The 18,250-nt window shown below is 64.9% G+C and carries 18 protein-coding genes and 1 pseudogene; 6 read left to right on the top strand and 13 right to left on the bottom strand.

Features of this window, described 5'->3' with window-relative positions:
* Positions 1–14 precede the first annotated feature (14 nt).
* A complete protein-coding gene (locus tag C1933_RS18595) occupies positions 15–698 on the bottom strand; it encodes a TetR/AcrR family transcriptional regulator (RefSeq protein WP_108754441.1) in 684 nt (227 codons plus the stop codon).
* A 151-nt stretch (positions 699–849) separates the two neighbouring features.
* Between C1933_RS18595 and C1933_RS18590 the strand changes: the two genes are divergently transcribed.
* Both C1933_RS18590 and C1933_RS18585 read left to right on the top strand, forming a co-directional pair.
* Positions 850–3,117, top strand: coding sequence for a TonB-dependent receptor (locus tag C1933_RS18590; protein ID WP_234414575.1), 2,268 nt, complete (start codon positions 850–852; stop codon positions 3,115–3,117).
* A 17-nt stretch (positions 3,118–3,134) separates the two neighbouring features.
* Positions 3,135–4,031, top strand: a complete 897-nt coding sequence (locus tag C1933_RS18585; protein ID WP_108754439.1) for a tyrosine-protein phosphatase — start codon at positions 3,135–3,137, stop codon at positions 4,029–4,031.
* 236 nt (positions 4,032–4,267) lie between these two features.
* Here C1933_RS18585 and C1933_RS20170 read toward each other — a convergent pair whose 3' ends face one another.
* Together C1933_RS20170 and C1933_RS18580 are read right to left on the bottom strand one after the other, a co-directional pair.
* Positions 4,268–5,566, bottom strand: coding sequence for a S1 family peptidase (locus tag C1933_RS20170; RefSeq protein ID WP_159094018.1), 1,299 nt, complete (start codon positions 5,564–5,566; stop codon positions 4,268–4,270).
* Positions 5,567–5,735: 169 nt separating this feature from the next.
* Positions 5,736–7,277, bottom strand: a complete 1,542-nt coding sequence (locus C1933_RS18580) for a YifB family Mg chelatase-like AAA ATPase (RefSeq protein ID WP_108754438.1) — start codon at positions 7,275–7,277, stop codon at positions 5,736–5,738.
* A gap of 348 nt (positions 7,278–7,625) precedes the next feature.
* On the opposite strand from C1933_RS18580, the gene C1933_RS18575 reads away from it, so the two are divergent.
* Positions 7,626–8,186: a hypothetical protein gene (locus tag C1933_RS18575; RefSeq protein ID WP_159094017.1), complete on the top strand. Its 561-nt coding sequence runs from the start codon at positions 7,626–7,628 to the stop codon at positions 8,184–8,186.
* 229 nt (positions 8,187–8,415) lie between these two features.
* Here the strand turns inward: C1933_RS18575 and C1933_RS18570 are convergent, their stop codons facing one another.
* The 4 genes from C1933_RS18570 to C1933_RS18555 all read right to left on the bottom strand — a co-directional run bounded on the left by C1933_RS18570 (position 8,416) and on the right by C1933_RS18555 (position 10,749).
* Positions 8,416–8,721, bottom strand: a complete 306-nt coding sequence (locus C1933_RS18570) for a hypothetical protein (protein ID WP_108754436.1) — start codon at positions 8,719–8,721, stop codon at positions 8,416–8,418.
* A 430-nt stretch (positions 8,722–9,151) separates the two neighbouring features.
* Complete coding sequence (locus tag C1933_RS18565; protein WP_108754435.1) at positions 9,152–9,646, bottom strand: cold-shock protein; 495 nt, start codon at positions 9,644–9,646, stop codon at positions 9,152–9,154.
* Positions 9,647–9,650: 4 nt separating this feature from the next.
* Positions 9,651–10,007, bottom strand: coding sequence for a hypothetical protein (locus C1933_RS18560; protein WP_108754434.1), 357 nt, complete (start codon positions 10,005–10,007; stop codon positions 9,651–9,653).
* A 490-nt stretch (positions 10,008–10,497) separates the two neighbouring features.
* Positions 10,498–10,749: an accessory factor UbiK family protein gene (locus C1933_RS18555; RefSeq protein ID WP_108754433.1), complete on the bottom strand. Its 252-nt coding sequence runs from the start codon at positions 10,747–10,749 to the stop codon at positions 10,498–10,500.
* A 136-nt stretch (positions 10,750–10,885) separates the two neighbouring features.
* Here C1933_RS18555 and C1933_RS18550 point away from each other — a divergent pair, with 136 nt between their 5' ends.
* Entirely contained in the window at positions 10,886–11,224 is a 339-nt protein-coding gene (locus C1933_RS18550; RefSeq protein WP_108751139.1) for a P-II family nitrogen regulator, read from the top strand.
* Positions 11,225–11,296: 72 nt separating this feature from the next.
* On the opposite strand, the pseudogene C1933_RS18545 reads toward C1933_RS18550, so the two are convergent.
* The 3 genes and pseudogenes from C1933_RS18545 to C1933_RS18535 all read right to left on the bottom strand — a co-directional run.
* Positions 11,297–11,407 (bottom strand): annotated as a pseudogene (locus tag C1933_RS18545) (integrase core domain-containing protein); the annotation flags it as partial.
* Positions 11,408–11,593: 186 nt separating this feature from the next.
* A complete protein-coding gene (locus C1933_RS18540; RefSeq protein ID WP_108754432.1) occupies positions 11,594–12,403 on the bottom strand; it encodes a trypsin-like serine protease in 810 nt (269 codons plus the stop codon).
* A gap of 182 nt (positions 12,404–12,585) precedes the next feature.
* The gene (locus C1933_RS18535) at positions 12,586–13,824 is read right to left on the bottom strand and encodes an ectonucleotide pyrophosphatase/phosphodiesterase (protein ID WP_108754431.1); all 1,239 of its coding nucleotides are present in this window, start codon (positions 13,822–13,824) and stop codon (positions 12,586–12,588) included.
* Positions 13,825–13,890: 66 nt separating this feature from the next.
* Between C1933_RS18535 and C1933_RS20445 the strand changes: the two genes are divergently transcribed.
* Positions 13,891–14,025 carry a hypothetical protein gene (locus C1933_RS20445; RefSeq protein WP_267896392.1) on the top strand — a complete coding sequence of 45 codons (135 nt, stop codon included), beginning with the start codon at positions 13,891–13,893 and terminating at the stop codon, positions 14,023–14,025.
* A gap of 259 nt (positions 14,026–14,284) precedes the next feature.
* On the opposite strand, the gene C1933_RS18525 is transcribed toward C1933_RS20445, so the two are convergent.
* Both C1933_RS18525 and C1933_RS18520 read right to left on the bottom strand, forming a co-directional pair.
* Positions 14,285–14,944 (bottom strand): RIO1 family regulatory kinase/ATPase, encoded by a 660-nt coding sequence (locus C1933_RS18525; RefSeq protein WP_108754430.1) that lies wholly within the window; start codon positions 14,942–14,944, stop codon positions 14,285–14,287.
* A gap of 206 nt (positions 14,945–15,150) precedes the next feature.
* Positions 15,151–16,107 (bottom strand): alpha/beta hydrolase, encoded by a 957-nt coding sequence (locus C1933_RS18520; RefSeq protein ID WP_159094016.1) that lies wholly within the window; start codon positions 16,105–16,107, stop codon positions 15,151–15,153.
* A gap of 194 nt (positions 16,108–16,301) precedes the next feature.
* Between C1933_RS18520 and C1933_RS18515 the strand changes: the two genes are divergently transcribed.
* Positions 16,302–17,207 (top strand): aspartyl/asparaginyl beta-hydroxylase domain-containing protein, encoded by a 906-nt coding sequence (locus tag C1933_RS18515; RefSeq protein WP_199911456.1) that lies wholly within the window; start codon positions 16,302–16,304, stop codon positions 17,205–17,207.
* Between the two features lie 140 nt (positions 17,208–17,347).
* Here C1933_RS18515 and speE read toward each other — a convergent pair whose 3' ends face one another.
* Positions 17,348–18,202: a polyamine aminopropyltransferase gene (gene speE, locus C1933_RS18510; RefSeq protein ID WP_108754428.1), complete on the bottom strand. Its 855-nt coding sequence runs from the start codon at positions 18,200–18,202 to the stop codon at positions 17,348–17,350.
* Positions 18,203–18,250: the final 48 nt, after the last annotated feature.

Genomic DNA, 18,250 nt, shown 5'->3' with positions numbered 1-18,250 from the left:
CCTGGGCCTGACGCCTATTCCGGCTGCCGAAGAGCATCATTCCGCTCGCCCGAACCATCCCCCATCACCCGCGCAACGGCACGGCTCAACAGTGCATGCAGGGCGTCCGGCTGCAGATCCGGGTCGCGCACGGCGCGCATCGCCAGGCCTTCCACCAGCAGGCGCAGCAGCAGCGTACGCTGCTCGATCGCGTCTTCCTCAACCGCCACGCCACGGGCGCGATCATGCTCGCGCAGCCAGGCATGGATGGCTTCGGTGGTCTGCTTGTCGTGCCGGCGCAGCACCTCGGCCACTACGGGGTCGCGGTGCGCTTCGGCGTTGATTTCCGAATAAAGCGCAACGCTGGCGATGGCATTGGCATGGGTGTCCAGCACCTCGCCGCGTGCCCAGTGCTGGTAGCAGGCCAGCAGCCCGTCGGCCAGGTCGGCCGAGGCGGGCATGTGCCGGATCGACGCCTGGTCGTGGGCAAGTTGTCGCTCGATCAGCGCCAGGATCAGCGCACGCTTGTTGTCGAAATAGCGGTACATCAGCCCTTGGCTGATCTCCGCTGCGGCAGCGATCTCGCTGATCGAACCGGCGTGGAAACCGCGGGTGATGAAGCAGCGTTGCGCCGCATCCAGGATCTTCCGGCGCTGGGCGTAGGCATGGGCGGTGGCGGTGTCGTCAGCGCTGGCAAGCGGGGTGTCGGTCGGCGTCATTGCGTGATCTGAAAGCGTCCAATGGCCCGATCTTACGTTATCGAATGTGTGAATGAACGGTCATTCACCTGTCATTTCACGCACCCAGACTGCGGCCGCCTCCTCCCTTCCGCGACCGACATCGATGCGCTACCCCACGTTGCCCCGTCAGTTGTTGACCCTCGCTATTGCCGCCACGCTCGCCGGCGTGGCCCAGGCCGAAGACCTTCCCACCACCGAAGCCAACGCGGCGGCCAGCGCCGGCGTCAACCACGATGTGGTGGCCCTGGACCAGGTGGTGGTGACCGCGCAGAAGCGCGCTACCAACCTGCAGGAAACGCCCATCTCGGTGTCGGTGGTCGATGCCGAGGCGCTGAAGGATCGCAGCGCGATTTCGCTGGGCAGCCTGTCCGATGGCTCCATTCCCTCGCTGCGGGTCACCCCGTTTGCCACGCGCAGTTCGGCGCTGAACATCGGCATTCGTGGCATCGGCGCCTCCGGGGATGCGAACCAGCCGGCGCGCGATGCCGGCGTGGGTATCTACGTGGACGGCGTGTTCATGGGCCGCGCGCAGGGCCTGGGCAGCATGCTGTACGACGTGGAGCGCATCGAAGTGCTGAAGGGCCCCCAGGGCACGCTGTTCGGGCGCAATACCGAAGGCGGTGCGGTCAGTATCGTGACCAAGGCGCCCATCGGCGAGTTCGGCGGCAGCGTCAGTGCGGGCGTGTCCAATTTCAGCGGCTATAACAGCGCGCTGCACCTGGACCTGCCCAAGGTGGGCGACGTCAGCTTCAAGATCGATGCCGTGCAGGCCCGCCGTGGCGGCACCACCGATAACCCGATGCGCGGTGAGCGCGATTTCAACAGCTACGACAAGCGCGGTGCGCGCCTGAGTGCGCTGTGGCAGCCCAGCGATGATTTCTCCGCGCTGTATGCTTTCGACCGTTCTTACGACGCCACCACGCCGTACCACACCCAGGTGCTGGTGCCGGGCGCGTACCTCAGCCCGCTGCAGATTGCCGGTGCCAGCCAGGACCGGCGTGACAGCGCGATCCTGGGCGGACCGCAGGAAGACAACGTGGGCCGCACCAGTGGCCACCTGCTCAACCTGTCATGGACGCTGAGTGATGCGCTGGAACTGAAATCGATCAGCTCGTACCGCGAACTGACCCAGGGCCAGTTCGACATGGGCCTGGTCGATGCGATTTCCGCATACGGCGGTGCCGGCACGGCCTTCGGTCGCTACAGCCTGGCGCAGGTCTACCAGCACCAGTACAGCCAGGAATTCCAGCTGATCGGCAACACCTCGCAGGTGCAGTTCCTGGGCGGCGCGTTCTATTACCACGAGACCGCCGGTGACAACGCGCAGACCCCGAACATGCTGGTGTGGGGCCCGGGTGGCAACAGCTACACGGTGAACCCGGCCACCAATCCGCTGGACCTTTCCAAGGTGCGTATCGACCGCGCCAGCAAAGCGTGGACCGACAGCCTGGGTGTGTTCGGCCAGGCCACCTGGACGCCCGCTGCGCTGGAGCGCCTGCACCTGACCGCCGGTGGCCGCTACACGCGCGACGACAAGAAGGGCAGCCTGTACATCGTCAATGGCGCCGCCACCCAGCTGGCATTCAACGATTCCTGGAGCCGCTTCGACCCGATGGTCAACATCGCCTATGACATCGGCGAGCAGGCCATGGTCTATGCCAAATACAGCACCGGCTTCAAGGCAGGCGGCGCCAACTCGCGGTCCACCACCTACACCGCCTTCGCGCCGGAAGAAGTGACTGCCTACGAACTGGGTTTCAAATCGCAGTTCTGGGATAACCGCGCACGCCTGAACCTGGCGCTGTTCGATTCTAAGATCGCGCACAAGCAGATGGATTTCTCGCTGCCGTTCGATCCCAACAGCGGCGAAACCCGCACCACCATGGTGACAACCAACGCGCTGAGCGATGGCAAGTCACGCGGCGCCGAGCTGGAATTCAGCGTGATGCCGATCGAGAACCTGACGGTCGGCTTGAACTACGCCTACACGAAGATCGACGCGCAGACGGCGGTCGACCCGTTCGGCGCTGGCGTGGCAGTTACCGTGCAGCCGCTGCTGGCACCGGAGAATGCCGGCAGCCTGTCGCTGGATTACTTGGTGCCGTTCGCCAACTTCGCCGCACTGAAGTTCCATCTGGACGGGAACTGGTCCGACGGTTTCTACACCAGCGAATACGACCAGATGCTGACCGACAGCTCGTTCGTGGTGAACGCACGCGTGGCGTTGGTGGATGTGCCGCTGAACGACACCGGCACCACCATGTCGTTCTCGCTGTGGGCGCGCAACCTGCTGGATGAAGAACACCTGTTCTACAAGCTCAACAGCCCCGCGCTGGGCCAGACCGGCATCTTCAACGATCCGCGCACCTTCGGCCTGGACGTGGCCGTCAACTTCTGAATTCACTGGAGACCGACATGAACCGCAGCACCGAACTGACCCTGGCCCTGATGCTGGCCCTGCCGCTGGCCGCGCCCGCCTTCGCCGCCGATGCCTCGCGCCCCGCGACCGCCAGCGCCGCGGCAGCCACCGCCAATGTGGCGCCCACCGCTGACGACGCGCAGCGCGTCATTCCGCTGCAGGGCGCATGGAACGTACGCAGCTTTGCCGGCCTGCAGGGCCGCAACGGCCCGATTCCGGCCACGGCCTTTGTGCGTACCGCCGATCTGGGCCGCCTGACCGCCGCCGACCGCGACGCGCTGGCTGCCGCCGGGGTGACGCTGGACATCGACCTGCGTACCGCCGACGAACAGAGCCAGTCGCCGGACCTGCTGGCCGATGACGCGCGCTTCGCCTACCAGCGCATTTCGCTGATGGGCACCGAGAAGATGGATCTGCAGAAGATGATGACCACCTTCCCCGATTCGCTGGGTGAAGCGTATGTGCAGTGGCTGGGCCACAGCCAGCCGCAGTTCAAGCAGGTGTTCCAGCGCATTGCCGCGCAGCAGGACGGCACCGTGCTGTTCCACTGCACGGCGGGCAAGGACCGTACCGGCATCATCGCCGGCCTGCTGCTGGACCTGGCCGGTGTGCCGAAGGCGCAGATCGTGCACAACTACGCCATTTCCGCGCACTACCTGGAAGGGCAGCCGAAGGACAGCGCGATGAACGCGCAGATCAAGGCGATGCTGGAGCAGCACCCGGAGATCGCACGCAAGATGGCCGGCATGTCCGGCACGGCGCCGCAGAACATGGAGCAGTTCCTGGCCGCGTTGCACAGCCAGTACGGCGGCGCCGAGGGCTATCTGAAGTCGATTGGCGTGAGCGCGCAGGAAATCCAGCAGTTGAAGGTGCGCTTGGGCCAGGCGGGCTGAGTGGGGTGGCGGGCGCCTTTGATTCAGCGCACATACTCCTGTGGAATGCCATGAGGTGCGCGCGGTTGGCCTGAGCCGGTGCCGGTCACACTGGCAATGGGCGCCAGATCGTCGCTGATGTGGCGCCCAGTTCCGATGCTGCGGTGCACTTCAGGGATGGCCCGTCTTGCGAGGACGGGCCCTTCCGGTCAATGGGCAAAGCGCTCGCGGCAGTAGACCTGCGCGATCCCGCGCTACTAAAGCAAGCGCAGCCCGTAAGGCGCAATTCTTCCTATCGGCATGACCACCATCATTGCGCAGGAACCCGCAAGCGGGCCGTCACTCAGCGCCGCTTTGGCCAAGCCGTAGGCGTTGTATCCATTGAACACCGGACCCCCACTATCGCCGTAGTCGCATGCCAGATCAGGTCCCTCGATACGGATCCACGTGCCCGATGGGCATGTCGCTTGATCGGAGTTCGAACACGGCCCCTGAAACACATAGGAAAGCGTGGTCACTTTGCCGCAGCTTCTTCCAGTAGTACGCCCCATGTGACACACGGTGCCGCCCACTGAAGGAGAACCACCGTAAATGACCACATTGGAGCAGCTGTTGAACGAAGTGCAGTAAGCGGAAGTGACGGGTTGTCCGGGCGGGAAGGAGTGCCACTGAAAGTCCACGGTGCCCCCCCAGGCTTCCATGACCATTGTTGTGGGCAGGATCACGGTGGGCAGAATAGCGGGCGGTACCGGATAGTTCGTGTAGGTGGCATCGTTGAAGCAATGGCCCGCAGTCAGAACGCCCTTGACGCCCGAGATACTATCCTTCACTGCAAAGCCTGCCGTGCAGAACTGTCCGGCTCCGCCAGATAGCTGCCTCCCACCACCAACGTTTGGCAGCGCCTGCTTTGCCTGCTCAGCCGGAAGGGCAGGTCTTGCATTCGATGGCGGAGTGCCTAGGTCGGTGGGACGGGGCGAGAACCGGAACTCTACCGGGAATCCCATTGCCTTTTCGATGGCTCCACGCTCCGCATCGAAAGATCGCGTTGACGCTTCAGGAGCGGCAACATCCAGCACGATCGTGCCAGTGGTTTCATCAACCCATGCACCGCTGAGCTCAGGAATGGCCTTCCGAAGTTTGGGGCCGGCGGCTTGCAGGCTGGCCTCCAGCGCGGCTGCGGTAAATGCTGCGCCTGTGACAAACGTGACCGGCACAACGCCAGCATCCGTTTGAATGTTCCGGTCCGCGACCTGGCGATTGCCAGTGAGTCGAACAACAATACGCTGGGTGGGCGAACGCGCCCAGAAAAGCCCGGCGAGTCGATCTGCAAACTCGGTCCTCAACTCACTGATCCGAGACGCGGCCAGTTCCTCCCTCGCCAATGCCAGGCGAGCCTCTTCAAGCCCGATCCCTGCTTCGCGTGCATAGGTCTTCACTGGTGCTGAATCGATCGCATTCTCCGATTCAAGATATTCAGATTTGCGCTCCTGACTGGATGCTGCCGCAGTTGCCAATGAAAGTGAAACGCATAGCAGTAGGCGCGAACCGAATCTCATTATTCATCCTTGTAGTCTGGGCTTTTCCGTTCAATCGACGGCCGGTCAGTCGCCGAAACTCCAATGGCGTGCGCCTTTCAGCGCAGCACGACTCCGCACGTATCGATGCCATCATGATCATGCAGTCCAAATTGATGAAGGTCGAGTGCCGCCAAGGTGATAGAAGTCACTATTTGGGAGATTCAGATTCGTTCCGTGATCCCGGGGAAATCGACGTGCAGCCTCGATCCAACTGCCGATACCCAATCGCTTCCGCAAGATGGGTCGTTCCAATCTCCACGCGCGCCTCCAAATCCGCAATCGTCCTGGCGACGCGCAGAATGCGGTGCATCGCCCGCGCTGATAGCTGCAGCCGTTCGATCGCCTGTTCCAGCAGATCCTGGTCGGCTTCGCTGAGCCGCGTGCAGGTGCGCAGCGTGCCGGGCGGCAGATGGGCGTTCAGCCCGCCACGTGCACGTTGCCGGGCATGTGCTGCTTCCACCCGTGCGCGTACCGTGGCGCTGGGTTCGCCCAGTGGCGTGCTCTCGCGAAGTTCCACCGCATCCAGCCGTGACACGCTGATATGCAGGTCGATGCGATCCAGCAGCGGGCCCGACACCCGCGCGCGATAGCGGGTGATGCGTTCATCGCTGCACAGGCAGCGATTGCTGCGGTCGCCGGCCCAGCCGCACGGGCAGGGGTTCATCGCGGCCACTAGCTGGAATCGCGCGGGGTACTGCACGCTGCGCGCCGCACGTGCGATGCGGATATGGCCCGACTCCAGCGGTTCGCGTAGGGTTTCCAAAGCGCTGCGGTTCCACTCGGGCAGTTCGTCCAGGAACAGCACGCCGTGATGGGCCAAGGAAATCTCGCCGGGGCAGGGTGGATTGCCGCCACCGACCAGCGCGGCGGCGCTGGCGCTGTGGTGCGGGGCTCGAAACGGCCGCTGCCGCCAACGTCGGGGGTCCAGGCCTTCGCCACTGACCGAGGCAATGGCAGCCAACTGCAGCGCCTCGGCCTCGTCGGTATCGGGCAGCAGGCTGGGCAGGCGCGAGGCCAGCAGGGTCTTGCCGCAGCCGGGGCTGCCGATCAGCAGCAGATGATGACCGCCAGCGGCTGCCACTTCCAACGCCCGCCGTGCATGCGCCTGCCCACGCACATCGGCCAGATCGGGCAGCGGCAGCGGCGTGGTGTCCACGCGCTGCACCGGTGGCAGCAGGCGCGGGTTGCTCAGGCCCGCACAGCATTCCAGCAGGGTGCGGGCCACGCGCACATCGGCGTGCTCGGCCAGCGCGGCCTCGGCGGCGTTGCCGGGCGGCACCACCAGGATGCGGCCCACCTCGGCGGCGGCAATCGCGGCAGGCAGCGCGCCGCTGACCGGACGCAGCTCACCGGTCAGGCCCAGTTCGCCAAGGAACTCGTACTGCAGCAGCGCTTGCGGATCGACCTGACCGCTGGCGGCCAGGATGCCCAGGGCGATCGCCAGATCGTAGCGGCCGCCTTCCTTGGGCAGATCGGCCGGGGCCAGGTTCAAGGTGATGCGCCGCTGCGGAAAGTCGAACCGTGCGCAGAGCAGGGCCGCACGCACGCGCTCGCGCGACTCGCGCACGCTGGCCTCGGCCAGGCCGACAATCTGGGTGACCGGTAGGCCGCCAGACAGATGCACTTCCACCCGCACCAGCGGCGCATCGACCCCGGCGCGGGCGCGGCTGTGGACCAGTGCCAGGCTCATGTGTGGTTTCCTGCGGGGGAGCGCTTGATGGTGGGGGAAGCGCTGGGTGGGAAACCATCAGGGATTGCGGGTGCAGGGGATAGGGGGATTCTGGGTGTCGACGGTACGGGTACCGATCGCTCTGTCTCATTGCACCATGCCAGTGGGGTGGCTAGTCCCCTTTTCCTACAGAGCCTTGAGACAGATCGCATGCCTCGCCCAAACCGAACGGAGGCCTACACACCTGTGCCGATGTGATAGTGAAGTCGGGAGCCGCTGGTCTGACTGCAGCGGAAACTCGCAACTACTACAAGCATCTGCATCGAGGAACTATTCTTTACCGTATTCTGGAAAGGTGAGTGCCTTGGCATGAAATCCATAGCACTTTGGAGGATGAAGCGCCAGGCGAAGAGCAGTGGTCTGCGCGTCGTTGGCAACTTCTTGATCGCATTTCATACGCCGGATGTCATCTCAGGCTTCGCGCTGGATCCTGCTCCATCCTCCACCTACATATGGACCTTTGTAGTTCCGACCTATGATGATTTGTCCTTCCTGCACATGTCTCTAGGTCAGCGAATTGCAAGCGCGGAAGTGGATAAAGATTTCTTCTGCGGGATGCATAAGGCGCACGCCAGTAACCTTGAGGTGGTGAGGACGGCGGCAGATCTGTTGGTCTATGTCGACGGCCTTGACTTCACCAGCGACTACTCGGAGTGGATAAGATACATATCCGCCATCCGGCTTGGCGATTTCGCTGCGGCAGATGCCACGCTGAAGCGACTTTTGAATTCGCCAATCTCCGATCTGGTTCAGCGTAAATTGGATGCAGTTCTTTCTTCTTTGAGGGATGGTGGCGAGTCCGGCGCACAGCATCTCCTGGAAAGTTGGTCTCGTCAGACGGCGCGCTTGGTGGGCTTTGGCGACCGTTAGGATCAAATGGCAATGAATGGATTCGATGCGATTGGTTTGCTGGGGTGTCTCCGAGGCGACAAATGCCGCGGGCAAGGCGCCGGCTTCCTTTTCCTGAGCCGGGCTGCGTTCCTGGAATGATAGCCGTGGGGCTTTCATGGGAAGGCAAGTCATGTAGACGGCTCCGGGGAAGCACCTTCTCTTGGAAGGTGTTTGCGTGGACCGCGGGATCCAGTTGACCGTCAATAGCTCATAAAGGGAATTTCCCTGATGCCCGGAAGTATTCTGAAAGCTCTCTGTCTCCCACCCACACAGTCTTTGATGCAGCAAGGAACATCAATGATTCTCGCGCCGCGGCCTGTTCAACAGCCAGAGGATCGCCGCTGGCTTCGGCCACTTCGGTTTCCTTGCCTGCGTCCAGAGCAAACCTCTCGAGCGCATCCTCCAGCGCCCAGATTGCCTGCTCGATTACGGGTATGCCCGTAGACGGATTTTCGGCTACGTGGTTCAACGCGGCCTGCAATTTTTGAATATGCTCCGGGTAGTCCTTGAGCATCTCGCGCAGTCGCTGGGGAACGGGAGGTGGTGTGGCGTGCCGCATGGCAGCTCTCTTGTGTGTTCAGGCGTTTCCGTTCAGCGAAACGGACTGCTTGGTTGTTGGGCTGAGTATGCACGAGTGCTGAACTCCTGCCGCGACGCTGGTCACGTCGTTTGACAGGCTCACTCCGGCAGTGACGCCTCTGGAGCCGGCCCCGTTACCACGTGGGTAGGCTGTGGGTGAGGCATGTCCCCTTCGGGCTTGGTGCCGAGCTGCGGCCGGAATGTTGGCCGATTGCGACAGCATGGCGGGCGATGCAACTGTCCCCATCACCCCGCCAAGCCTCTGCGCCGCTGGTTGGCAAGGTGCTCAAATTGGCGGGCTTTCTGCTCGCCGAGAGGGCTGGCCGACATGGTGTGACTGGTCATGGGCATTGACTGGCACGCACCTAACCAGCCTCCAAATGCCTCCCAACCAGACAACGCTCACTCTCAGCCACCGCCCCACCCGGCTCCATCCGCCGCTCGATCCATGACGGCCCCGCGCGCTCCATCAGCAGCCAGCTGTCGTTCTGATAGATGGTCATCCAACGCACGAAACTGGCGCGCAGGTTCTCGATATCCGGCGCGCGCAGCTGCGCATCACCGGGCATGCGGATCACCACGCGCGCGGCCGTGTTCTCCACGTCCAGCACCTGCACGCCTCTGCACAGGATCTCGAATGACACCGGGCCCGCACCATCATCGCGCGCGCGCAGCTCAAACCCCTGTCGCCTCTTCACCGTAACGAAGGCGAGCGCATTGCTGTGCAGTTGGCGGTAATCCACCGGCTGCAGCTTCTGGTACGACCACACCTGTTCGCTGGCCGGCGCGGGCCAGGCGGCCCACACGGTGCCGAACAGCGCGATGCAGGCCGCAACTGCGGTAAACACGTTCCTCTTCATGCGCTTACTCCCGTGGCCGCAGGCGTTCGTGGATGAATGCTGTCAGCGCGACATCGGCCATTACCAGGCCCTCCATCACGCGGTCGCCCACGTACTGATCGGGCTCGCCGTTCTGGCGTGTGCGCTCGGCGGCCAGCAGCAGTTCCTGCACGATGCGCTGGCCGGTCAGGGCGCAGTCGGCGTCGGCCAGGGCGATCTGCCGGCTGCGCAGCGGATGGCGTTCGGGCCAGGGTTGGCCGTCGGCGGCAGCACCGGCGCCGATGCTGTGCAGCGCGGCGATCAGGCTGTTGGGGTCACGCGCCGGGGTGGGTGAGGGCGCTTCCTGGATGGGGCGCGGTGGCGGGGAGTGTGGCGTGGTCATGGCTGGCTCCGTGCATGCAGGCAGAAGCCGCCACCGATAAAGGTGGCGGACGATGCGTGGCTCGAAAACCGGTTGCTGTTGAGGCCGGCGGGTACAAGACCCCCACGCACCGCCCGCCATAGCCGGCAGACGGATTGCCAGCCGGCACCACGCGCGGTGGTGCCGGCTGACAAGCGTAAACAACAACAGCAAACCGGGTTTTCGACGCCCGACCACCCGTTTTCGGTGGCCCTACCAGAGTTGCCAGATGTTGTTGGAGATGCCAAGGGGATGGGGTCAAAGACGCCAAAGCCCTGGTCGCTTTCGGCATTGTGGCACAGCGTGGAACGGCGTCGAGAGCCTTGCAGGCCAGCGCTTCTGCAAGGATTGGACGTTATGTGTCGGACTTTCCACTATGAGGCATCTGACTGTGGCAAATGCGACATCGACCGCGCCGCTACGGGCGGTAGCTATGGCCCAAAGTAACGGCGGCATTGCACCGCCGCCTCGTTTACTCCGCGCTGCCGCGCCCTTCCAGTTCGCGCACCGTGGCTTCCAGCGCATCCAGCTTTTCGCGGGTCTTCAACAGCACCGCACGCTGCACTTCAAACTCCTCGCGGGTGACGAGGTCCAGCTTGGCCAGGCCGGCCTGCAGCGCGCTCTTGAAGGTGGCCTGCAGTTCCTCGCGCGATTCGCGCAGGCCCGGCGGCACCAGGTCGCTCAGGCGGCGGGCAAGGTCATCCAGTTGGTTCAGGTCGATCATGGGGGTACTCCGGGGTGCGGGCGGGCCGTGCAGGCCACAAGGATACTGCCGGGCCGGTCGCCCGCACAGGCGTGGGCGGTTTCGCACCGGGCGCGTTCAGGCGCTATCCTCCACGCCGGAATACAGGAGATTGGCGATGAAGATGGTCATGGCGGTAATCAAGCCGTTCAAGCTCGACGACGTGCGCGAAGCGCTGGCCGAGCGCGGGGTGACCGGCATTACGGTAACCGAGGTGAAGGGCTTTGGTCGGCAGAAGGGCCATACCGAGCTGTACCGCGGCGCCGAGTACGTGGTCGATTTCCTGCCGAAGGTGAAGCTGGAAGTGGCGGTGACCGACGACCAGGTGGAGGCCGTGGTGGAATCGATCGTGAAGGCGGCGGGCACCGGCAAGATCGGCGACGGTAAGGTGTTTGTGTACGACTTGGGCAGCGTGGTGCGTATTCGTACGGGTGAACTGGACGCTGACGCGCTGTAAGTGGGGGGCGTGTGGGCGGCGGGGTGTCGAACCGCGACGGGGTGCGGGAACGCGACGGGGTAGAGTCGACTGTTAGTTGTGTAAACCCACTACGTTGTTCAGCGGCACTCTGGAGATAGGTGGCTGGCCGCCGATCCCCATATGGGGACGGTGCCAGTTGTAGTGGTGCAGCCATTGGGTCAGCCTTTAAACGGGCATTTTTATGGTTGTTCATCCGGGCTCTTTGGGATCTGGAGAGGTGTGGTAACCACCATTTTCCAGAGATGTCCCGGATGAACAACGTACAGAGAGATCACAGTTAGTCGACTGCTCTTCCCGTCCGTGACCGAAATGCCCGCGCTGCGCGCGATAGTCGACTGACAGTCGACTCTACGGGGCGGTGCGCATCACGCGGTCGATCCAGTCGGCATAGCGCGAAATGCGCACGTTGTGCACCACTTGCCCGTAATAGCCGGCTTCAAGCGCATGCTCCGGCACTGCGGTGATCCACGAACCCAGGCCGATCAGCTGCCAGCCCTGAGCGTCGCGGATCATCAATGGCCCGCCGCTGTCACCGCTGCCGATCACGCCTTCCAGCGGCAGGCCGCCGCCGGGGCCGTCGAATCGATACCAGAAATAACGATCATTGCCGCCGGTCACCGCGTTTTCCGCGCGGCGCAGTACCCCGCGGTGCGATCCACCCGGCGCCAGCCCGGTCATGCCGGTGCCGGTGGCCCCCTTGCCGACCAGGGTAGCGATCTTTCCCGCTTCGTCCTGGCCGCGATAGAGGCGAACCGGCGCAACGTCGCTGACCGGTGCGGCCAGCTGGATCAGGGCGATGTCATCGGAGGCGGCGAGGAAGGCATGGATGGGGCCTGGGTTGCCTGACGCCAGCGCCGCCTGACCAAGCGCATCGGGCATGCGCCGGTAACCGGGATGCACGACCACGCGCTCGACACGGTACGGGTGACCGTTGATCTGCACTTCGGCGTCCATGCCTTCCATGGGCGCGGCGTGTGCGGCGGTCACTACCCAGCGCGGCGCGATCAGGACGCCGTGGCCCTCGCCGGGCAGGTCGGCCAGGGCCGGGAATTCGGAGGCCGGTACGCGGTAGGCGCTGTCATCCACATCGCTGCGGATGACGATGGCGCCGGCGGTGAAGGGCAGGGTAGCCAGGGCGAGTAGGAGCCAGCGGCGCATGGTTCGGTGCAGTCCTGTGCGTGGAAGGCGATGACCCTAGCCGGGATTGGCTGGCGCGAACACCCGTGTGCGACGAACTGCCCTCCCGGTGCGATCAACCCGGCGGAATGAAGGGTGACGACTGCCACTCCGGTAGACCGACCGCGCGGCGGGTGCGCGGCGCCTACAGCGGTGGCGCGCTTTCAATTCGGGCGCAGCACCGCGTCAAACGTGTCCGGGTTGCCATCGTTGGCGGCCGCCGGCACGTTCAACAGCCGCGCCAGCAGTGGGTAGACGTCCACGTTGTCGAAGCCTTCAACGGTTCTGCCCGCCGCAAACGAAGGCCCCGTAGCCACGAACACCGCGCGCATGGAGGGCAGGGTGTTGTTGTAGCCGTGCGTGCCGCGGTAGGCGTGCGCATGGCGCGCCAGCATGTCGGGTGTCAGCGCATCCCAGCCTTCGTCCATCTCGCAGACGATGGACGGCGTGCGCGGGTGCTGGCCATACTGCCAGCGCGGCGGCAGCTCGGCGCGCTTCCAGCACTGGTAATGGTCGTGTCGGCCCAACAGGGCCTGCTCGGCTTCGCGCTCGCGCCCAGGCGTGGCCTGGAACCCCACAGGCTGGCCCACGCTGGTGGCCACGGCAACGGCCGGGTCGACCATGCGTTCGGTATTGAGCACCTGGCCTTCCGGCAGCGCGGCCATGCCGTGGTCGGACACCAGCACGATGTTGGTGCCTGCGGCCAGGCCTTGTGCATCCAAGCCGTCCAACACCTGGCCGATGATGGCATCGGCACGCTGGATCGCCTGCCGGTACTCGGCAGAATCCGGGCCATGCATGTGGCCGGCCTTGTCGACGTTTTCCATGTACAGCGTTGCCAGCCGCGGTGCCTGCGGGCCGGTCTGCGCCAGCCAGCCCAGCACGGTATGTACGCGGTCTTCCAGCGCGATGTTGCGGTCGTACACCTGCCACTGGCTGGGGCGGATGCCTTCGATGGCGGCCTCGCTGCCGGGCCACGACCAGGTGGCCGTGCGCACGCCGGCCTTCTCGGCGCTCACCCAGATGGGTTCGCCGCCCCACCAGCGCGCATCGGTGACGGCGGCCGGGTTGCTGATTTCGAACCCACCCAGCTGCGGGTCCTGCATGCTGTTGTGGATGATGCCGTGGTGGCCGGGGCGCAGACCCGTGACCAGCGTGTAGTGGTTGGGGAATGTAAGTGACGGGTAGGAAGGCGTCATCCAGCGTGCGCGCACGCCGCCGTCGATCATCCGCTGGATGTTGGGGGTCAGGCCGCGATCCAGCGCATCGGCACGCAGGCCGTCGATGGAGACCAGCAGCAGGCGCGGCGACGACGGTGCAGCGGCCTGGCGGTGGGCGGGCGACGTGCTGCAGGCCACCAGGGACAGTGCAGCGAAGGAACAGAACAGGAGGCGCAGGGTCATGGCCCATCCTAGCCCGGTGTGATGACAGGGCTTGGACGGATGTGGCGGGAGCGACGGGATGCCGGAATGCCGGAACGCGACAGGGTGCCGGAACGCGACGGGGTGTCGGACCGGGACGGGATGCTGGAACGCGACGGGATGCTGGAACGCGACGGGATGCTGGAACGCGACGGGATGCCGGAACGCGACGGGGTGTCGTAACGCGACGGGATGTCGGAATGCGATGGGATGTCGAAATGGGACGGGATGTCGGAACGGGACGGGGGTAGAGTCGACTGTTAGTCGACTAACGCGCGCAGCGCGGGCATTTCGGTCACGGACGGGAAGAGCAGTCGACTAACAGTCGACTCTACCCCGCCAGGCGCTCCATCCCGTCAGGCATTCCATGCCCATCAGGGATTCCATGCCCGTCAGGCATTCAATGCCGCCAGGCCATGCACCCACCCGGCTGCCAAAGCGCTTAACGCTGCTTGGCCCACTTATAGAACCGCTTCCAGCTCTGGCGCACGGCGGACACCCAGCCCGGGTCGGCCACCAGCGCAGCCTGGGCGGCGCTCGGGGCCTGGCCGGTCACGCGCTGGCGCATCTTCAGCAGGTTCTTCATGTCGCTGCGGCTGAGCTGGCGGCTGAGCGGGTTGCGGCGCAGCCAGCGCGGTACGCGCCAGGCCGAGGTGAAGTCCAGCAGCACCGGCACGCCGGCGCTCACAACTACATTCGTGCCGTGCAGGTCGTTGTGGGTGATGCCGGCGGCGTGCAGGCGGCTGAGGGCGTGCTGCAGCTGTTCGAATACGTCGTTGCCCACGGCCTGGGCGGTGCTCAGGGTCTGGCCGGGAATGAATTCCATGCCCAGCGCCAGGCCGCCCAAGGTGCCCAGCAGGGCCGGGGCGTGCTTCCAGCCACCCAGGCGCTGCAGCATGCGCGCTTCGCGGCGCACCATCAGGCGCGCGATCAGCGAAAACGGCGTGCCACGGTAGCGGGAATAGTCCTTCACCACGGCCGGGCGGCCGTCCATGCAGGTGCGATAGACATCCGGGGCCAGGAAACGATCGCCGCGCTTGAGTAGCAGCGGGGCCACGGCGTCATCGCCGCAGGACGGGGAGGGGGAGGCAGAGAGAGTCATGTGCGGGGTCTCGGACGACCCGGTGGGCGGCGCTGAGCGTCAAGCGAACCGGTACGACTGGGGGGATTAGCTAAACTTTCGTTAAGTGCAATTTTAGTACCGCCGAGTTCGCTATTCCACGGTTTGTCGTAGAAATGTCGGGGTCGTGGCTGGAACAGTTCGTCGCGCAGGCTCGGACAATTCTGTCTCAGTTATCCAATATGCCTTTACCTATCAATACGTTGCAGGAACGGCAACAGCGCATCGCGCAGCTGGTCCAGCCCCGGTTGTTCCACCGGGAAGTGGCCGCAGCCGTCCAACAGCACGCGCTGCTTGGGCGCGGCCAGTCGCTGGTAGAAGCGGTCGCTGATGGCCACGGGGGTCCAGTCGTCGCAGGCCGGGTGCAGCATCAGCACGCGGCAGCGCTGGAATTGTTCGGGTTCCAGTGCCGGGGCGGTGCCGAACAGCGAGGCCAGCAGGCCGACCGGCACCCGGTTGCCGCCGCCCAGCGGATCGGCGCAGACCAGGGCCGTCAGGGCGGGATCGCGTGACATGCGCTGCATATGGGTGAACCAGCGCACCGGCACCCGCAGCCCACGGGTCAGCCGGCTCAGCGGTCGCAGCGTCGGCAGCAGGGCGCGCATCCACGGCTGCCGCACCAGCGCGGCCTGCACCACCGGGTCGCGCGGGTCGGCCAGAGTGGTGGCGGCAATACCGCGCACCCACCGCGATTCGGCCGCCACCAGATACGCCAGATAGCCGCCGATGCTGGCGCCCAGCAGTACGATCGGGCGCGCGCGCTGGGTGTGCTCGGCGTCGATCAGCGCCAGCAGGGCGCGCTTCCAGGCCGCGTAGTCCACCTGTGCCCAGTGCGCCGGGCTCAAGCCATAGCCGGGCAGATCCGGCGCCAACACTTCATGGCCGGCGTCGGCCAGTGCGGCGGCCAGCGGCGCGAACATGCGGCCATAGCCGCCGGCGCCATGTACCAGCACCACCGTCAGCGGCGCCTGGCGCGGGCCGTGGCGGTCCAGGCGCAGCGTGCCACCGGCCCAGCGGAAGGCTTCACTGCGCGGTGTGGCAGTCGGCTGGCCGGGGAAGAAATCCGCGTAGCGGGCACTCAGGGCGGGGTAATCGGGGGGCGCAACGGCAGGCATGCGGGAAGTGTAGGCCAGCCGTTCAGCCACGTGATGCTGAACCGGACGCACGGGCAACTTGACCACGGCCCACCGGCTGCCGACCATAAGCTGTTAATCCGCGACATCGGCGGCCGCTCCCACCCGGCACGTCACCGTCCCCTGCCGCGTCCCCAACCTGGTGCAGGCCGCGCGGCCGCATCGTTCGTTTCCCTGTCCGGCACCCGCTGGAGGAAAGTGTTTTGATCATCAAGATTGTCCTGGCAGCGCTGTTCGTGGCCTGCGTGCTGTACATCCATTTCCGCGGCAAGGTCCGCGCGCGCTGGTCGCGCCAGTTGCTGGACCATTCCAGCTTCATGGCCCCGATCAACGTGATCATGTACCTGTTCTCGAAGGTGCCGACCACGCCGTTCCTGGACCCGGGCAAGGAGCTGCCGCAGCTGGAACCGCTGCGCCAGAACTGGCAGGTGATCCGCGATGAGGCGCTGGCGCTGCGCGATGCGCAGAAGATCGCCGCCTCCAGCAGCTACAACGATGCCGGCTTCAATTCGTTCTTCCGCCGCGGCTGGAAGCGCTTCTACCTGAAGTGGTACGGCCCGTCGCACCCGTCGGCCAAGGCCATGTGCCCGAAGACCGTGGCGCTGATCGAATCGATTCCCGATGTGCGTGCGGCGATGTTCGCGCAGCTGCCGCCGGGCAGTGAACTGCGCCCGCACCGCGACCCGTTCGCCGGTTCGCTGCGCCTGCACCTGGGCCTGAGCACGCCCAACGACGATGGCTGCTACATCGTGGTGGACGGGGTGAAGAAGAGCTGGCGCGATGGCGAGTGGATGATGTTCGACGAGACCTATATCCACCATGCGCACAACGAGACCGACCAGGACCGCGTGATTCTGTTCTGCGATATCGCCCGCCCGCTGCGCTTCGGCCTGCCGGGCCTGTTCAACCGCGCCGTGGCGGCCACGCTGCTTGCCGGCGGTGCATCGCCGAACCTGCCCGGTGACCCGACCGGTGGCGTGAACAAGGCCTTCGGTGGCCTGTACAAGGTGCGCCTGAAGGCCAAGGCACTGCGCGAACGCAGCGTGGTGGCCTACCAGGTGATCAAGTGGGGCCTGGTGGTGGCCGTGATTGCCGGTATCTGGGCGATCTGATCACGCTTTTGTAGCGTCGAGCCATGCTCGACTGCATTTCGATCAGATCGCGGTAGCCCCGCAGAAGAGCAGTCGAGCATGGCTCGACTCTACAGACAGCAAAAAACCCGCGCTGTCGCCAGCGCGGGTTTTTGTTTGGATCAACCCTTCAGTGCAGCCTGCACGAACGGCGGGGTCACCAGCACGCCGGTGTGCAGCGCGGCGGTGTAGTACAGGGTGTTGAAGGTCTTGGCGGCCGAATCGGCCTGGCGGAAGTCGAAGCCGCTCTCGCCCTTGCGGGCCATGGTCACGCTCCACCAGCCGGTGGGGTAGCACGGCTGCGGGAACGGCAGGGTCTTGAACGAGCCGAAGCCGGCCTTGCCCATTTCCGTGCGCATTTCGTTGATCAGCTCCAGCTGCATCAGCGGCGATTCGGACTGCTGCACCAGGATGCCGTCGTCCTTCAGGGCCTTGAAGCAGCTTTCGTAGAAGGCCTTGTTGAACAGACCTTCGCCCGGGCCCACCGGGTCGGTGGAATCGACGATCACCACGTCCACGCTGCCGGCCGGGCAGTTGGCCATGTAGGCCACGCCGTCGTCGAACAGCAGTTCGGCGCGGGCGTCATCGTTGGAATCGCACAGTTCCGGGAAGTGCTTGCGCGCCATCACGGTGACCTGCTCGTCGATATCGCACTGGGTCACGCTCTCCACGCCGCGGTGCTTGAGCACTTCGCGCAGGGTGCCGCAGTCGCCGCCACCGATGATGACCACGCGCTTGGGCGCGGCGTGGGTGAACAGCACCGGGTGGCTGATCATCTCGTGGTAGAAGAAGTTGTCCTTGCTGGTCAGCATGATGGCCCCGTCGATGGTCATCAGGTTGCCCCAGTCGGTGGTCTGGAAGATTTCGATCTTCTGGAACGGCGACTGCACTTCGTCCAGCTTGCCGGTGATGCGGTAGCCGATGGCCGAGCCAGTGCGTTCGAAGTGTTCGATGTACCAGTTGCTGCTGTCAGTCATGGAGATACGGTCCTGTTCGGAGGGGATGGAGCCGGGCTGACGGCGGGG

Source organism: Stenotrophomonas sp. ZAC14D2_NAIMI4_6, assembly GCF_003086875.1.
Classification (GTDB): domain Bacteria; phylum Pseudomonadota; class Gammaproteobacteria; order Xanthomonadales; family Xanthomonadaceae; genus Stenotrophomonas.
Note: the sequence above shows the minus strand (reverse complement) of the source record. Positions and strands in the feature narration are given on the sequence as shown.

Excerpts from the sequence above, each read along its gene's own strand:
- C1933_RS18595 (WP_108754441.1), bottom strand. The coding sequence starts at position 698 with ATGACGCCGACCGACACCCCGCTTGCCAGCGCTGACGACACCGCCACC.
- C1933_RS18585 (WP_108754439.1), top strand. The coding sequence starts at position 3,135 with ATGAACCGCAGCACCGAACTGACCCTGGCCCTGATGCTGGCCCTGCCG.
- C1933_RS20170 (WP_159094018.1), bottom strand. The coding sequence starts at position 5,566 with ATGAGATTCGGTTCGCGCCTACTGCTATGCGTTTCACTTTCATTGGCA.
- C1933_RS18580 (WP_108754438.1), bottom strand. The coding sequence starts at position 7,277 with ATGAGCCTGGCACTGGTCCACAGCCGCGCCCGCGCCGGGGTCGATGCG.
- C1933_RS18575 (WP_159094017.1), top strand. The coding sequence starts at position 7,626 with ATGAAATCCATAGCACTTTGGAGGATGAAGCGCCAGGCGAAGAGCAGT.
- C1933_RS18570 (WP_108754436.1), bottom strand. The coding sequence starts at position 8,721 with ATGCTCAAGGACTACCCGGAGCATATTCAAAAATTGCAGGCCGCGTTG.
- C1933_RS18565 (WP_108754435.1), bottom strand. The coding sequence starts at position 9,646 with ATGAAGAGGAACGTGTTTACCGCAGTTGCGGCCTGCATCGCGCTGTTC.
- C1933_RS18560 (WP_108754434.1), bottom strand. The coding sequence starts at position 10,007 with ATGACCACGCCACACTCCCCGCCACCGCGCCCCATCCAGGAAGCGCCC.
- C1933_RS18555 (WP_108754433.1), bottom strand. The coding sequence starts at position 10,749 with ATGATCGACCTGAACCAACTGGATGACCTTGCCCGCCGCCTGAGCGAC.
- C1933_RS18550 (WP_108751139.1), top strand. The coding sequence starts at position 10,886 with ATGAAGATGGTCATGGCGGTAATCAAGCCGTTCAAGCTCGACGACGTG.
- C1933_RS18540 (WP_108754432.1), bottom strand. The coding sequence starts at position 12,403 with ATGCGCCGCTGGCTCCTACTCGCCCTGGCTACCCTGCCCTTCACCGCC.
- C1933_RS18535 (WP_108754431.1), bottom strand. The coding sequence starts at position 13,824 with ATGACCCTGCGCCTCCTGTTCTGTTCCTTCGCTGCACTGTCCCTGGTG.
- C1933_RS20445 (WP_267896392.1), top strand. The coding sequence starts at position 13,891 with ATGCCGGAACGCGACAGGGTGCCGGAACGCGACGGGGTGTCGGACCGG.
- C1933_RS18525 (WP_108754430.1), bottom strand. The coding sequence starts at position 14,944 with ATGACTCTCTCTGCCTCCCCCTCCCCGTCCTGCGGCGATGACGCCGTG.
- speE (WP_108754428.1), bottom strand. The coding sequence starts at position 18,202 with ATGACTGACAGCAGCAACTGGTACATCGAACACTTCGAACGCACTGGC.